Source organism: Rothia sp. HMSC072E10 (assembly GCF_001813965.1).
In the GTDB taxonomy this organism is placed as follows: Bacteria; Actinomycetota; Actinomycetes; order Actinomycetales; family Micrococcaceae; genus Rothia; species Rothia mucilaginosa_A.
Map to the genome: position 1 here is coordinate 18590 of NZ_KV814481.1, position 14269 is coordinate 32858.

Below are 14269 nucleotides of genomic sequence, written 5' to 3' on the forward strand. Positions count from 1 at the left end.
TGGCGGTGACCGTTGTTCGGTCACCGCCACAACTATTTTTAAGATGAGACAGACTCAGATTAGACGGGGTTCGATTAGACAGGGTTGTCGGGGCTGGGTAGGGTTACCACCTCAGACCAGCGAGTATCCTTAGCGGCCGCACGGTTCGCGTCGCTCTTCTGCTTCACATCGGCGGGTGCCTGCTGTGCCCACGCCTCAAAAGCAACAATGTAGTTCTCGGGGTAGTTTGCCGCGAGCAGTTCCTGGCGGGTCGGGAAGTACTCCTTACCCTCTCGAATATCGATGTAGTTGCTTGCCTTGTAGGGGTCTGCGCTCTGGATGTCAGTGCGCGGGCCGGAGGCTACCTTTCCGCTTGCCACGTTATTGTCATCGATAGCGCGTACCCATGCTGCGGCGTAGGTGTGATCGGCCTTGTTCTTCTCGTACAGTGCCAGGCACTCGGATCCTGCTGATTCAGCTTCGGCGCGGGTGGGGAAGTTCGCCTGGTTGCGCACAACATGCCGCGCGGAGACGTAGGAGGGCAGTGCAGTGCCACGGTCGGCGCTGATGGCTTCCTGCTGCTTGAGGGTTTCAGCTTTCGCGGCTTCGTCAGGTTCAAGGCAGGGGGTGGAGCTCTTCTTCGCCGCGGAAGAGGAAGCGGACCCGGTGGCGCTTGTTGCTGACGGGGAGGAAATCACGGTCGTATTCGAGGGTGCCGGAGTATTTGATGCCGTGCTGGTGGAGCTACCGCAGGAGGCAAGAAGCAGAGGAAGAAGCGCCAGCGCGGCACTTCGTCGTAGACCGCTGGAACGGAACGAAAGAAGAGCAGGGGTGTGGGTCATGAGACCACCTCACAAGAGGGATGGAACGATATATTGCGTCTCAGTATATGTTGGACGGTGTAGCATGTGGGGTGTTTTGCAAATACCCACACGGAATGGCAAAAATTTCAGCGAATTATCTGGAGTATTTAATCACTGTTAGTAGATTACGGCTTGTCAGAAGTATTTAAAGGGGAAGGAAAAGGCAATATTGGTTTTACTGAAAAAGACACATATTTTCATTGACCATATATCAAATTTGTAGGTATAGTGGGGCACAATACCTTACTACACCCACGTTATGAGGTGGCCCCATGGCTCTCACCCCGAAGACCTTCTCCGACCGCCGCAGCATTGTACGATGCGGTACCATCGCGGTTGTCCTGCCCCTGTTTCTTGCTGCCTGCGGTGGTGCGAACACCGCGGCAAGCAACACCTCCTCACCCTCCACGGCGAGCGCCTCAGCAACGGCAAGCACCACGCCGCCCGTCAGCTGCTCCTCATACTCTGCCGAAGATCTCGCCTCAGCAGAAGCCGTCAAGCCCGTCCCGCGCACCGATGAACAATACCCCGCGTACATCCAGTACCGAAACATCCTCGCAGACGGCGCCCACATCATTGAGCCCAGCGAAATCGACAGCAAGTGCCACGCCGCACTCAAAGCAGGGCGGAGCACCCTCCCCGAATACGTTCAAAACATCGATGTCTACAACGCTCAGCCCAGCGTCGGAGTCTCCGACCCCTTCGCCGGTAGCGAGTACCGAGACATCAAGAACCGCAACGAATTCATCCCCCACCGCGCAGACCTGGAAGAAGCCGCCTACCCCGAGATGATTATTCGTCTCTACGAAAAGTGGTACGAGGCAGCCCCCGCAGACATCAAGACGCTCAGCGACGCGAACCGTGCACGATTCCTCGCCACGAGCGCCTACCAGCAGTGGAAGGCCCAGCCCCAAACCCCCAGCAGCGCCCGCCCATAAACCCACTCACGCATAAGCCCACTCAAAAAGAGTTGTGGCGGTGACCGAACAACGGTCACCGCCACAACTCTTTAACGGGTTATCACCGGGCTTATTTCTTGGGGGGAGGGGCTACTTGCCCTTCACCTCGCGTGCCAGAGCCAGCAGCTCCTCATGCACCGTCGTATCGCCCGTAACCTCCGGGTGGAAAGAAATACCAATCAGGTTGCCCGAACGCACACCCACAATCTTCCCCTCATGACGAGCCGTCACCTGCACACCCTCACCAGTGCCAGTCACAATCGGCGCACGAATAAACGCCGTATCAATAACCACCTCATCACCGGCAGGGGTCAGCCACGGCAGGCGCACCTCCGCAGAATCAACCTGCGAACCAAACGCGTTACGACCCACCGAAACATCCAAAACGCCCAGCGACTGCTGACCCGGTGCCGGATCATCAATACGCTTCGACAGCATAATCAGACCAGCACACGTACCCAGGGTCGGCAAGCCCGAAGAAATCGCCTCAATCAGCGGCTCACGCACACCAAAAATACGGGTCAGACGGTCAATCGTCGACGACTCACCACCCGGCAGAACCAGCGCATCCAGACCCTCAAGCTGCTCACCGGTACGCACCCAGCGCACCTGCGCACCCAGGGACTCCAGCATCAGCGCATGCTCACGCACGCCGCCCTGCAGCGCCAAAACACCAACCGTCAAACCCTCACCCGGCAAAACACCGGTAGGCTGAACCTTCTCAACCATCACCGCTCCCTTCACAAAACAACAAACACAACAAACACAAGGAGGGTGGGACCCGCCTCAGCGAACCCCACCCCCTCATCAAACACTCACCCCGAATACGGGGTGCGCGCACGAATTACCAGCCGCGCTCCGCCAGGCGGTGCGGTGCCGGAATGTCAGCAACGTTAATGCCGACCATAGCCTCACCCAGGCCGCGAGAAGCCTCAGCAACCTTCTCCGGGTCGTTGTAGAAAGCAGTAGCCTTCACAATAGCCTTCGCACGAGCAACAGGGTCGCCCGACTTGAAGATACCGGAACCAACGAACACGCCGTCAGCACCCAGCTGCATCATCATCGCAGCGTCAGCGGGGGTAGCCACACCACCAGCGGTGAACATCACCACGGGCAGCTTACCGGTCTGAGCAACCTCACGAACCAGCTCGTACGGTGCAGCCAGTTCCTTAGCCTTCACGTACAGCTCGTCGGGCATGGTGTTGTACAGGCCCTGTAGCTCAGCAATCTGACGCTTAATGGTGCGGATGTGCTTGGTTGCCTCAGAGACGTCACCGGTGCCAGCCTCGCCCTTCGAGCGAATCATAGCGGCACCCTCGGTGATACGGCGCAGAGCCTCACCCAGGTTGGTAGCACCACACACGAAAGGCACCTTGAACTGGTGCTTATCAATGTGGTTCACGTAGTCAGCGGGGGAAAGAACCTCAGACTCGTCAATGTAGTCGACCTTCAGGGTCTCCAGGATCTGAGCCTCAACGAAGTGGCCGATGCGTGCCTTCGCCATGACCGGGATCGAAACAGCATCAATGATGCCCTCAATCATGTCCGGGTCAGACATACGAGCCACGCCGCCCTGCGCACGAATATCCGCGGGAACGCGCTCGAGAGCCATGACGGCAACAGCGCCAGCATCTTCAGCGATCTTAGCCTGTTCGGGGGTGACGACGTCCATGATGACGCCGCCCTTGAGCATGTCGGCCAGGCCGCGCTTAACAAGCGGGCTGCCGGTTACGGTGTTGTTATCAGTCATGACCTTATCTTCTCACGTTCTGAGTGTTCGCGCGCACTCACAGGGGCGGATTTTCTGTTCTCTGACACAGTACGACCCGAAGTTCACGTCAGAACGACACAAAACGTCATGAAACGTACCCGCATCCATCAATTAGACGGCCCCCGCCAGAGAGCGTAGGGAATAAAACTGCGGGTGTACTCTTTAACCCCTGAAGTACACCGGAGACCCCCAATAAAGGAACAGCATGCTCGAAGTCGTTATCGCACTATCCCTCGCTGTCCTCGTAGGCAGCGCAATCGCACACAAAACACGGATCACCCCCGCCATTGTGCTGATTTTCATTGGCCTGGCTATCGGCATTATGCCCGCCCACGAACTGCACGAAGTCCAGAGTATCGGCCTGCCGCCGCACGTGATTCTCGAAATCTTCCTGCCCGTGATGCTGTTCTGGGAGACCCGAAACACCTCCTGGCGTGAGGCACGCGCTCGTCTGCGCGGCATTCTGCTCTCGGGCACGGTGCTCGTAATTTTCACGGCGTTCGTTATCGCCTGGGTGCTTCACACATTTATGGGCGTCTACCTGTGGCATGTGGCGCTGATTATCGGTGTGGCGCTCGCCCCCACCGATGCTGTGGCCGTGGCAACGCTCAACGGCAAACTCCCCAAATCTTCCATCACCACCCTTAAAGCGGAAGCACTCATTAACGACGGCACCACCCTAGTTCTTTTCGCACTCGCCCTGCAGGTTGCGGGTGGTCATGAACTTACCCTGGGGACCGCATCCGGAATGTTCTTCTTCTCGTTCCTGATTGGAACTCTCGTTGGCCTGGCCGTCGGATGGGGTGTGAATAAGCTGCGTGCGCACATCGGCAACCCCATGAACTTCAGCGTGTTCATGTTTACCGTGCCGTTTATTGCTTTCTTCTTGGCTGAAGAGATCGAGCCTTTTGAGGGCATGAAAGGTTCCGGAGTGGTGGCTGTGGTGGTCGCCGCTTTCTACCTGACCTATCGCGGACCGGATACCATCAAACCCCAAAACCGTTTCTACGGTCTGCCCATCTGGTCGTTTGTCTCCTATGTCATGAACGGTGCGCTCTTCGTGCTCGTGGGTGTTCAGCTGCCCAGCGCCACTGCGCCTGTGGATGATGTTCTTCGTGAATACAACTATGCGTGGGCTTTGACGTTCGCCGTGATTGTGGTGGCATGGCTTGTTTCCATTGCGGCGCGTTTTATTTTCCTGCACGTCTCGATCGGTATTATTCGTGCCCTTGACCGTTCAGAAAAGCAGAAGCAGCTGCGCACAACTTTCCGTGGCCGTGTAGTGAGTACCTTTGCGGGACTGCGCGGCGGTGTTTCCCTCGCGGTGGCTCTCTCCGTGCCGACTGATGTTCCCGCGCGTGACTTTATTATCTTTGTTGTTGCGGGCGTGGTTCTGCTGTCGATGGTGGTTCAGGGGATGCTCCTGCCGCTCGTTATTAGGTGGGCGAAAATTCCGGTTGATACCACCGAAGAAGATGAGATTAATGAAGCAATCCGCACGATAATTGCTGAGTCCTTCGACTCTGTGGCTGAGATCGGCCAGGAAATTGGTGCACCACAGTGGATTATCGACCGCATTGCCGACGAACAGATGTACAACGCGAGTATGTACCGCAACCTGCACACCGTTCGTAAAAATGGTGCGAACGCGCCGGAAGAAGCCCGCCGCATTATTGAAGCGAGCGACCTTGAGAAAGAGCTGCGTCTGCGGCATTTGGAGAAGCAACGCAGCGTGCTCAAGCGCCTGCGTAATGAGCGCATAATCGACACGAATGTGCTCCACGCGATTCAGGAAATCCTGGATATTGAGGAGGTTCGCGTGCTTGGTCCGGTTGAGCTCGAATAGCTCACACTCCTACATGCGATACGTATGAGGCGAGGCGCCCCACCCCCAAACGGGGAGGGGCGCCTCGTTGCTTTTTATGTCTAAACCTCTAGACCCACCACTACGTGGAGACGGTACAATACACTAGCCCGTTTTTTCGCGCGGACCACGCTTCTTGCCGCGCACCGGACACAACACAGACTAGAACCACAGGAACCTATGACGTCCCACCAGACTGAAAACAACGCACCCAAAAATAGCGCACCCGCCCCAGGACACGGCGGACACGGCCCGCACGGCGTAAGCGAAGACCCGCAGAACATCTACCTGCTTAAAGAAGCACCCATCCTCAAGGCGCTCCTCTCCCTCGGCGTGCCCATGGCACTCGGCCTCGCCATCACCAGCATCTACAACGTGGTGAACTCCTACTTCGTTGGCCACTACGGCGGCACCGAAGACCTCGCCGCCACCAGCTACGGCGTGCCCGTCTTCGGTGTCATCATGGCGATTGCAGGCCTGTTCGGCCTGGGCTCCTCAACCCTCGCCTCCCGCAAGCTCGGTGAAGGCCAGCCCGCCCACGAAATTCACCGCGTCACCTCCTTCGCCCTCTACTCGGCGCTCGGTGCCGGTATCGTCGCGGCGGTTATCGGCTTCATCCTCGCCGACCCGATCACCAGTATCATGGGTGCATCCGGCGGCTCCTACGAACCGACCCGCATCTACGTGCACCTCATGTTCCTCGGCGCGCCCCTCGCCATCGGCATGTTCACCCTCGAACAGCTCGTCCGATCCGAAGGTTACGCCAAGCAGTCCATGTACGGCATCATCGTCGGCACCGTCGTCACCTGCATCTTCGACGTGCTGTTCATCGCCATCATGGGCATGGGCGTCGCCGGTGCCGGTTGGGCGATGCTGCTGGCGAACGGCGCATCCATGCTGTACTACCTGCTGTTCCTAATGCGTAAGAGCGAGAACTTCTCCGCGAACATCCGCGACTTCTCCCTCGATCCCGCCATTATCAAGCCCGTGGTCGCGGTCGGTGCCGCCGAGCTCATTCAGAGCCTCAACCTGATCTTCGCCGCCCTGCTACTGAACAACCTTGCCGCCTCCTACGGCGACGACACCGTGGCGGCGTTCGGCCTGGCAATGCGCCTGAACATGGTGCCCGAAATGCTGTGCATGGGCCTGTGCATGGGCGGTATCCCGCTGTACGCCTACGCGTACGGTGCCCGCAACGGCGCCCGCGTGAAGGAGGCGCTGCGCACCGCAACGATCCTGTCCGTGGCGACCTCCGCAATCATCACCATTCCGGTGCTGATTTTCCGCCGTGAACTGCTCGCCGTGGTTGGCGATGCAAGCCTCATCGACACCGGCGAGGAGATTATGGTTGCGCTGATGCTCGCCGCCGTGTTCAACGCGGTCAGTATCGTGTTTGTGTCTTGGTTCCAGGCAGCCGGTAAGGGCGGCCCGGCCATGCTGATGACCCTCGGTATTGCTCTGCTGTTCTTCCCCGCCGTGTACTTCGGCAACATGTGGTTCGGCTTTAAGGGCCTGACCTGGGCGTTCCCCTTCACCCAGGTGCTCGCCTGTGCGCTGGGTCTGGTACTGTTCCTCACTACCGGCGGCGCGAAGGTACCCCCGACTGAGGCTGAGGTTGAGACTGAAGGTTCTGAGGATTCGGACGTTCAGGCCGCCCAGGTTTCTGGCGCACAGCCCGAACAGAAGGCATAGTCCTCGGTCTGCAAAAGCATGGTAAAAGCCCCGAACTCCCACCAAGGGAGTTTGGGGCTTTTACGTTAGTTCTTACGCCGGTTGAGGCGCTCAACCGGAAGGCGCTAGATTCTTCCGCGCTAGTTCTTCCACCAGGAATCAAAAATCGTCACCGGAGTGGTGCGCTTATGGCGGCTACGCAGGTAAATCTGCTCCAGTTTCGCAGCGGCCGCCTCGTCGATTTCCTTACCCTCCAGGTAGTCATCAATCTGCGGGTACGTCAGACCCAGCTCATCCTCATCGGTACGGCCGGGCACGCCGTCCAGCAGGTCAGCCGTCGGCGGCTTAGCCCACAGACGCTCAGACGCACCCAGCACCCGCAGCAGCAGCTGGTTCTGGCGCTTATTCAGGCCGTACAGCGGCAGCAGGTCCGCGCCGCCGTCACCGAACTTCGTGAAGAAACCCGTAATGGACTCCGCCGCATGGTCGGTACCCACCACCAAGTAGCCGGGGCCGCCAGCAACCGCATACTGGGCGATCATGCGGGCGCGCGCCTTCACATTACCCTTGTTGAAGTCGCTCATCTGCTCGCCGGTCGCGGCAGCGTAGGCGGTGTCGAAACCGTCGACAGCCTCCGCAATGTTGAAGGTCAGGGAGCGGGTGGGCTGGATGAAACGTAGCGCCTCCTGCGCGTCCTCTTCGTCGTGCTGCACACGGTAGGGCAGGCGCACTGCCACGAACTCGGTGGTGCGGCCGCGCTCGTTGAGGCGGTCGACCGCCAGCTGGCAGAGGCGACCCGCCAGGGTGGAGTCGATGCCGCCGCTGATACCCAGTACCAGGCCGCGGCTTCCGGTGGCTTCCAGGTAGTCGCAGATGAACTGGATGCGGCGCTCCACTTCTTCGCGTGCCTGCTCTTCGGTCATGTTGGGCTTGACGCCCATTTCACGGATGATCTGTGCCTGTAATTCACGCATGACTTAAGTGTACGCTCCACCTTATAGCCCGTGCTGTGAACCGCCGAGGGAGGCGAGGTAGTGTTCCACACGGTGCGTTCAGCACGGCGTACGCGGCGGGTTCAGTATCGTTTCAGCCCTGAAAACACACAGTATACTCACCGGTAAAAACCCTGCGCGGCAACCCGTGCGGCTGTTAGCATGAACATACGGTTCAAATACCGTTCAAAACAGCCGGCGATGAGGGAAAACGCCCCCACACCCGCTACGCCACAGAACACGTCAACCAAGGACGGTGAAGACAGCACCATGGCAAAAACAAAAACTGAACTCTACGACGAGCTCGTAGACATCGAAACCAGCCTCGAAAACCACCCGCTCACCTCCGGGAAAATCGCGGAGGCGAACATCCTCGTCGAGCAGATGAAGGAGCAGGGCGCCACCCAGGAAGAAATCAATGAGGCACTCATCCGGCAGGGGCTGCCTTCCCTCGTGGAGATTGGTAAGAGTACTCTGCTGCAGTCTTTCAGCCTCTGGAAGCTGAGTCACCGCAAGTCCAAGGTGGAAGCCGCCATTGAGAAGCTCAACCGTAAAGAAGCCCGCCGCCGCTAATTAGCCCTCCTCGGGCAGCGTGAGGCAAACAAATACCCCCGGCAGATGCGTACGGCATCCACCGGGGGTATTTCTTATAAAAGCACAGTGTTTTCGTGCCCTTCGAAGCGGAAACGTACTCACTCGAGACTAGAAGTAAGATGCGAATGAACGTATTGAGTGAACTCTTCAACGTTACAGTCATGAGTGACTAATTTGATGATTTTGTTATAGAGATGAGTGGAGTCATCTACTAAATAGAGACCATGACACTCTAGAAGGGCGCCAAGGAGCGCAACTGCTACACGTTTATTGCCGTCAACAAAAGGATGCTGACGAATAACCTCTACACAGAGATGAACAGCCTTATCTACAATGTGCGGATATAGCTCTTCTCCACCAAAAGTTTGGTAAGGGCTCTGAAGAATTCCTTCGAGAGTATCAAGGTCTCGAACGCCTGCAGACCCTCCAAAGCGGTTGATAAGCAACTGGTGGATAGCTAAAGCAGTATCAACGGAGATATGTGCAGAGGACATTACTGGCTCAGACGTTCAAAGACGCTTTCGTAACGGTCAATGAAGCTAGTCGCTGCCCCCAAAATCTTCTCCTGATCGATAGTTTCAGAAGAAGTCTCCGCTACTGCTTCTTTGTTTTCAGAAGTGGAATCTAATCCCAAGGGAACGATCTTGAAAGCAGGCTGATTGCGCTTAAATACAGTGATTTCTTCACCTTCCTGAATGACCTGATTAGTCACGGAAGTGAGGTTGGCACGTAGTTCAGAAAATCCAACGGTGAGCATAGTATCTTTCCTTTGTACTATTTCTTGTACAAATTTTAGCACTATAGCTACTGATGAAGTCAGACCACAGAAAAGGCCGTGCCGGGGCAGAAAACTCCACCCCGACACGGCCCTCACATCCGCCTTCGACTAGCGGTTATTCAGCACGCGCACGTTGTAGCGGTGCAGGAACGCCGCCATCGCGCCACGCTCAATCGGCTGAACCGGACGGAACGAACCATCCGGCCAACCCGTCGTAATCCGCTGATCGGCCAACCACGCAATCTCGCGGTAGAACTGGCTACCGGTCGACACGTCGCTAAACGGCGACACCGACGGAGCCGAATATGCCGGCGAACCCGCGTAACGGTAGAAGAACGCCGCCATAGCGTCACGGTTCACCGCATCATTCGGGCGGAACGTACCATCCGACCAGCCGGTCGTAATGCCGCGGGCGCGCATCCACTCAATCTCCTTGTAGAACGGGTGGTCGCGCGGCACATCCTTAAAGCTCGGGGTGCTCGGCGCGGTGAACTGCGGCGAACCCGCCATGCGGTAGAAGAACGCCGCCATTGCGCCGCGCTCCACCGAACCGTTCGGGCGGAACGTACCATCCGGGTAACCGGTCGTAATACGACGCTGAGCCAGCCAGTTAATGTCGTTCGCGAACGGGTAATCCGCCGGAACATCCTTGAAGTGCGCGCTCTCGGCGGGAGCCTCGGAGGACGACGACACACGCAGAACCTGCGCACGCTCACCGGCCGCACCGTTCACGCCCGACAGGTCGCCGGTCGCGTTGTGCATGTGCAGGAACAGGGCAGAGCCCTTCGCCTCACCACTGCGGTGCGCCACCAGGTTCGTGCCCGGTGCGTCCACGAACAGGTTCGGAACGCCCGCCGAATCACCGCTGAACCACAGCGCCGGGGTGGCGTAGTTGAACGACACTGACTCGGTCGTATCCACCACGGTCGTGGCGGAGAACGCGCTCGCGGTGGTCACCGAGTACGAAATCTCGGTCGACTCAGCCTCGGGGTCCAGGCCCAGAACGCTCAGCGGAACACTCATCACCAGGGTGTTCGAATCCATGATGTTCGTATCGGTATCGCCCCAGGTGCCGTTCAGCGGGTACAGGGCGTTGGCGATTGCGTGCCACTTACCGTCCAGGCCGCGCTGCGAAACCTTCACGAGCGGGTAGTCCAGGCCCTTCTCGCGCACCGTCTGCAGGCGGTAATCGGTCGTGCCGTCCTTATCGGTGTCGATGAAGACGTAGTAGGTGCCGCGCGGGGTTACCTCCGACCAGTTGCCCCAGGTCGAAATACCGAAGGACAGCTGCGCCTGCGAGGTGTCCTGACCGGCAGCCTTCAGGGCCGCCACGTTCGAGGTAGCACCCACGTACTGCAGGTCCATGCGGGAATCCGAACCCACACCCAGCTTCGCGGTCGGGATGCGCGGGCTCGAAGCACCCAGCTCAAACGCACCCAGCAGGGAGCGGTAACCGCCCTGGTTCACGGCGGTGCCCTCAACGGACAGGCGCTGCTCCAGCGCACCGGCGCCGTTCGAATCGAAGTGGATATCCGCACCGGCCACGCGCAGCGCGCTCACCGGCTTCGGGGCCACGTGCAGGGGCATACGCAGGGTCTTCACCGCGGCCGAGGAATCAGCATCGGTCAGGATCAGGCGGCCCGAAGCGCTCGCAATGTACTGGCGGGCACCCGAAATGGTCACCATGCCGGTCGAGTAGTTCAGCGAATCCTGGGTCGGGTACATCGAGGGGTCGATGGTCTTCTCAAGCTTCGACGGGTCGATGCGCACCGTCACGGTGAACGTGGCGGTCTGGCCGGCACCCACAGACACCGACTGCGGGTAGGAGAACTCCACACCCGGAATACTCGTGCTGCCGTCGTAAGATACGGCGTAGGTGTGCGCCACCGAATCGGTGTTCTCAACGCTCACGCGGTGCTGCAGGGTCTGCACGCCGGCGTTCGGGGTGTACTCAACCACGCCGAAGGTATCCGAAACCTGCTCGGGGCGGGCGGCGTTGAACAGCATGACGCGGTCGGCCACCGCCGCACGCGTGTTGATGCGGCCGGTACCCACGCGGTCCACCGCGTAGGGGTTGCCCCAGGCGTCCTGCATGCGGTGGTCGGCGGTGTTCATGATGGCGGTCTTAATCATGCGCGGACCATACTCCGGGTGCCCCTGCATAATCAGCGCCGCAACCCCCGCCACGAACGGCGTGGACATGGACGTACCGGTCTTTACGGTTGCCTCGGTACCGCCACCAACCAGAATCGAGGAAATGTTCGTGCCCGGTGCCGCAACGTCCGGCTTCGTGATGCCGTGCGAGCCGTGCATACCGCGCGCGGTCGAGGTGTTCGCCTGATCCAGCTTGCCGTTCTGCACGCGAATCGACTCGCGCAGGTTCTCGCCGAGCTGCAGGGTCAGGTTGCCCGAATCAATCTGCGCGGAAAGGCGCTCCACCTGGCTCTTGGCCAGACGCACGCCCGGAATAGCGGAATTGCCGCCGATAGCGGTGTCGCCCACCTCCGTGTCGGAGGCGATGACCACGCCGGTCGCACCGGCAGCCTGCAGGTTATCGAAGCGCACGCGCGAACCGCAGGGGGCGGTGCCGTCGGCCTCAGCCCAGTCGATGAGGGCCCACTTGCCCTTCAACGCCGCGGCCTCCTCCTCGGTGAAGGCCTCGCACGCGTAGCGGTTGCGGGTTGCGGCACGCACCACGGTGCCGCGCAGCTGCTCCTCGGTCGCCTTCGAGTAGTCGAAGCTCACCGAGTAGTCGCCGTAGGTGTCCGCCTCGTTCGCGGGGGAGAGGATCTTCACGCGGTCAGCCATCTGGGTCGAACCAATCGAGTTCGCCACGGTCAGGCTGTAGGCGCTAGTGCCGGGGCCGCCCGAGTTGGAGTAGGTGTCACCCACGGCGTTGTAGTTGTTGGCGTTACCCGCCGCAACCACGGAGAGGACGCCCTCGCGGTAGAGGGAACCGACCGCGTAGTTCACGGTCTCGTCGAACACGCCGAACTCGTTGCCCAGCGACAGGTTCGCGATGTCGGCGCGGTCCGAGAAGTCGCCGTCATCGTTGGGGTCGAGCACGCGGTCCAGACCCAGGGGAACGAACGCGGTGGTGCCCTTACAACCGAAGATGCGCAGGCCAATCAGCTGGGCCTCCGGTGCGGAGCCCGGGCCGATCTTCATGTCCTTGAGTTGCTCTTCGGTGAGCTTGGAGTAGTCGCCGCGGAAGGTCGAGCCGTCCGCGTTCACACCGTAACCCGCCGCGGTACCGGCCACGTGGCTACCGTGGCCGCCGCAGTCCAGCGGGTTCGCGTCCGGGTGGGGAGTGGAGGTCTCCTTCTTGGCGGAGTTGTAGTCGTCACCGACCAGGTCGTAGCCGCCCAGGAACTTCTTCGGGTCGTAGGTGCCCTCGGGAATCGTGTCGGAGGCTTTTGCCTTCTCGTAGGCCTCCTTAGTGCCGGGGCCGCCCAAATCGGCGTGAGTGTAGTCGATGCCGGTATCGAGCACGACAATCTTCACGCCCTTACCGGTGTAGCCGGTGGAGGCGGTGTTCTGCGCGTGCTGCTGAGCCCACACGGAGAGCGTGTCGGTATCGAGCACGGAACCGGTGTTCTGCGGCGCCATGTCCTCAATGATGCTGATGCGCTCAACATCGGAACGGTTCGCCAGCGCGCGAATCTGCTCGACGTTACCGTAGAGCGCCACGCCGCGCATCGTGTTGTGGGTGGTGTACAGAACCTGCGCGCCGGACTCCTTCGCCGCGGAGGCGCCCTGCTGTTGCACGCTGGCACGAATCGCCTGCACCTGCGCCTGCGCGTTCACGGGTGCCTGCGCGCGGGAGCGGACCGCGTCCGGCTGGGTCTGAGCGTACGCGCCCTGACCCTTGAAGCGCACGAACACGGCGCGTTCGCCGGTTGCGCCCTCCAGGCTGGGGGAGAGCACCTCGGTCGGGTTCGGCGTCTCGGCGGATGCGCTACGCGGCGCATCCACGTCGCCGCGCACCACGCCGGGTGCGGCGTACGCCTGGGTTCCGAAGGGCAGGGAAGTCAGCCCGAGGGTCAGGCCCAGCACTAGGGCGCCGCAGCCGCGGGCTACGCGCCGAAGTCCTCGCGGTGGCCGCGAACCCTTCGGAGCGGGGGTAGCTTCAGGGAGAATAGCCACTGAATGCTCCTTGATTCTCTTGTAATGGTGTGTTTCTAGGGGTCTTCGGCCCGTGCTTCAACGACGGGGTTCAAGCGGGCGCTGAAAGAACCCTCACCATTGTCTCAAGGAGAGGGGTGTTTAACCTAGTCAGACTCGTGAAACACCGCGGTGCGGAACGCAACAACGGCGAGGGGGCCGTACCGGGCAGCATTGCTGCACGCGGTACGACCCCCTCGCCCTTGACCGGAATCAGTCGCTGACCAGAATTAGCCGCTGACCGGAACCAGCCGTGACTCACCGGCACCTCAGCCGGGGCGGCACCCCTGCCTACGCGGTGAGCCGGTCAGCCGGTCAGCCGGGCCTCACTACTGGTCGGCGCTGTACCCCAGCACACTCGTGCTGTAGCGGAACACGAACGCCGCCATAGCGTCGCGGTGCACCGGCTCCACCGGGCGGAACGAACCATCGGGCCAGCCGGTGGTCACGCCCTGCGAGGCCAGCCAGCTGATCTCGCGGTAGAACAGGTTATCCGTCGAAACGTCCGTGAAACGGGCCTGGGCGGGAGCCTCGTACGCGGGCGAACCTGCGTAACGGTAGAAGAACGCGGCCATCGAGTCGCGGTTCACCGAGGAATCGGGGCGGAACGTGCCGTCCGACCAGCCGGTCGTGA

General features: G+C 60.1%; 12 protein-coding genes. 4 read left to right on the forward strand and 8 right to left on the reverse strand.

The features are described from left to right. Nucleotides 1-74 precede the first annotated feature (74 nt). Nucleotides 75-821 carry a hypothetical protein gene (locus HMPREF2944_RS00835; protein ID WP_070679533.1) on the reverse strand — a complete coding sequence of 249 codons (747 nt, stop codon included), beginning with the start codon at nucleotides 819-821 and terminating at the stop codon, nucleotides 75-77. A gap of 293 nt (nucleotides 822-1114) precedes the next feature. On the opposite strand from HMPREF2944_RS00835, the gene HMPREF2944_RS00840 reads away from it, so the two are divergent. Beyond that, nucleotides 1115-1780, forward strand: coding sequence for a hypothetical protein (locus HMPREF2944_RS00840; protein WP_070679536.1), 666 nt, complete (start codon nucleotides 1115-1117; stop codon nucleotides 1778-1780). Between the two features lie 111 nt (nucleotides 1781-1891). On the opposite strand, the gene pdxT is transcribed toward HMPREF2944_RS00840, so the two are convergent. Both pdxT and pdxS read right to left on the reverse strand, forming a co-directional pair. After that, entirely contained in the window at nucleotides 1892-2530 is a 639-nt protein-coding gene (gene pdxT / locus HMPREF2944_RS00845; protein ID WP_070679539.1) for a pyridoxal 5'-phosphate synthase glutaminase subunit PdxT, read from the reverse strand. A 115-nt stretch (nucleotides 2531-2645) separates the two neighbouring features. Beyond that, nucleotides 2646-3551, reverse strand: a complete 906-nt coding sequence (gene pdxS / locus HMPREF2944_RS00850) for a pyridoxal 5'-phosphate synthase lyase subunit PdxS (protein WP_005507298.1) — start codon at nucleotides 3549-3551, stop codon at nucleotides 2646-2648. 226 nt (nucleotides 3552-3777) lie between these two features. Here pdxS and HMPREF2944_RS00855 point away from each other — a divergent pair, with 226 nt between their 5' ends. Together HMPREF2944_RS00855 and HMPREF2944_RS00860 are read left to right on the forward strand one after the other, a co-directional pair. Beyond that, a complete protein-coding gene (locus HMPREF2944_RS00855; RefSeq protein ID WP_070679541.1) occupies nucleotides 3778-5418 on the forward strand; it encodes a Na+/H+ antiporter in 1641 nt (546 codons plus the stop codon). A 198-nt stretch (nucleotides 5419-5616) separates the two neighbouring features. Further along, nucleotides 5617-7128 (forward strand): MATE family efflux transporter, encoded by a 1512-nt coding sequence (locus tag HMPREF2944_RS00860; protein WP_070679544.1) that lies wholly within the window; start codon nucleotides 5617-5619, stop codon nucleotides 7126-7128. 119 nt (nucleotides 7129-7247) lie between these two features. Here the strand turns inward: HMPREF2944_RS00860 and nadE are convergent, their stop codons facing one another. Further along, nucleotides 7248-8081: an ammonia-dependent NAD(+) synthetase gene (gene nadE / locus HMPREF2944_RS00865; RefSeq protein WP_049350441.1), complete on the reverse strand. Its 834-nt coding sequence runs from the start codon at nucleotides 8079-8081 to the stop codon at nucleotides 7248-7250. Between the two features lie 288 nt (nucleotides 8082-8369). Between nadE and HMPREF2944_RS00870 the strand changes: the two genes are divergently transcribed. Further along, nucleotides 8370-8672: a recombinase gene (locus HMPREF2944_RS00870; RefSeq protein ID WP_070679547.1), complete on the forward strand. Its 303-nt coding sequence runs from the start codon at nucleotides 8370-8372 to the stop codon at nucleotides 8670-8672. Between the two features lie 119 nt (nucleotides 8673-8791). On the opposite strand, the gene HMPREF2944_RS08930 is transcribed toward HMPREF2944_RS00870, so the two are convergent. The 4 genes from HMPREF2944_RS08930 to HMPREF2944_RS00885 all read right to left on the reverse strand — a co-directional run. After that, a complete protein-coding gene (locus HMPREF2944_RS08930) occupies nucleotides 8792-9187 on the reverse strand; it encodes a type II toxin-antitoxin system death-on-curing family toxin (RefSeq protein ID WP_083313038.1) in 396 nt (131 codons plus the stop codon). After that, a complete protein-coding gene (locus tag HMPREF2944_RS00875) occupies nucleotides 9187-9450 on the reverse strand; it encodes a type II toxin-antitoxin system Phd/YefM family antitoxin (RefSeq protein ID WP_070679550.1) in 264 nt (87 codons plus the stop codon). The genes HMPREF2944_RS08930 and HMPREF2944_RS00875 overlap by 1 nt, the downstream gene beginning before the upstream one ends. 129 nt (nucleotides 9451-9579) lie before the next feature. Further along, the gene (locus HMPREF2944_RS00880; protein WP_070679553.1) at nucleotides 9580-13617 is read right to left on the reverse strand and encodes a S8 family serine peptidase; all 4038 of its coding nucleotides are present in this window, start codon (nucleotides 13615-13617) and stop codon (nucleotides 9580-9582) included. A gap of 347 nt (nucleotides 13618-13964) precedes the next feature. Then, nucleotides 13965-14269: S-layer homology domain-containing protein (locus HMPREF2944_RS00885; RefSeq protein WP_168165813.1), on the reverse strand; the 305-nt coding region annotated here is incomplete at its 5' end.

What these genes read in the sequence shown, in the direction of transcription:
- HMPREF2944_RS00835 (WP_070679533.1), bottom strand. Translation starts at nt 821, where the DNA reads ATGACCCACACCCCTGCTCTTCTTTCGTTCCGTTCCAGCGGTCTACGA.
- HMPREF2944_RS00840 (WP_070679536.1), top strand. Translation starts at nt 1,115, where the DNA reads ATGGCTCTCACCCCGAAGACCTTCTCCGACCGCCGCAGCATTGTACGA.
- pdxT (WP_070679539.1), bottom strand. Translation starts at nt 2,530, where the DNA reads ATGGTTGAGAAGGTTCAGCCTACCGGTGTTTTGCCGGGTGAGGGTTTG.
- pdxS (WP_005507298.1), bottom strand. Translation starts at nt 3,551, where the DNA reads ATGACTGATAACAACACCGTAACCGGCAGCCCGCTTGTTAAGCGCGGC.
- HMPREF2944_RS00855 (WP_070679541.1), top strand. Translation starts at nt 3,778, where the DNA reads ATGCTCGAAGTCGTTATCGCACTATCCCTCGCTGTCCTCGTAGGCAGC.
- HMPREF2944_RS00860 (WP_070679544.1), top strand. Translation starts at nt 5,617, where the DNA reads ATGACGTCCCACCAGACTGAAAACAACGCACCCAAAAATAGCGCACCC.
- nadE (WP_049350441.1), bottom strand. Translation starts at nt 8,081, where the DNA reads ATGCGTGAATTACAGGCACAGATCATCCGTGAAATGGGCGTCAAGCCC.
- HMPREF2944_RS00870 (WP_070679547.1), top strand. Translation starts at nt 8,370, where the DNA reads ATGGCAAAAACAAAAACTGAACTCTACGACGAGCTCGTAGACATCGAA.
- HMPREF2944_RS08930 (WP_083313038.1), bottom strand. Translation starts at nt 9,187, where the DNA reads ATGTCCTCTGCACATATCTCCGTTGATACTGCTTTAGCTATCCACCAG.
- HMPREF2944_RS00875 (WP_070679550.1), bottom strand. Translation starts at nt 9,450, where the DNA reads ATGCTCACCGTTGGATTTTCTGAACTACGTGCCAACCTCACTTCCGTG.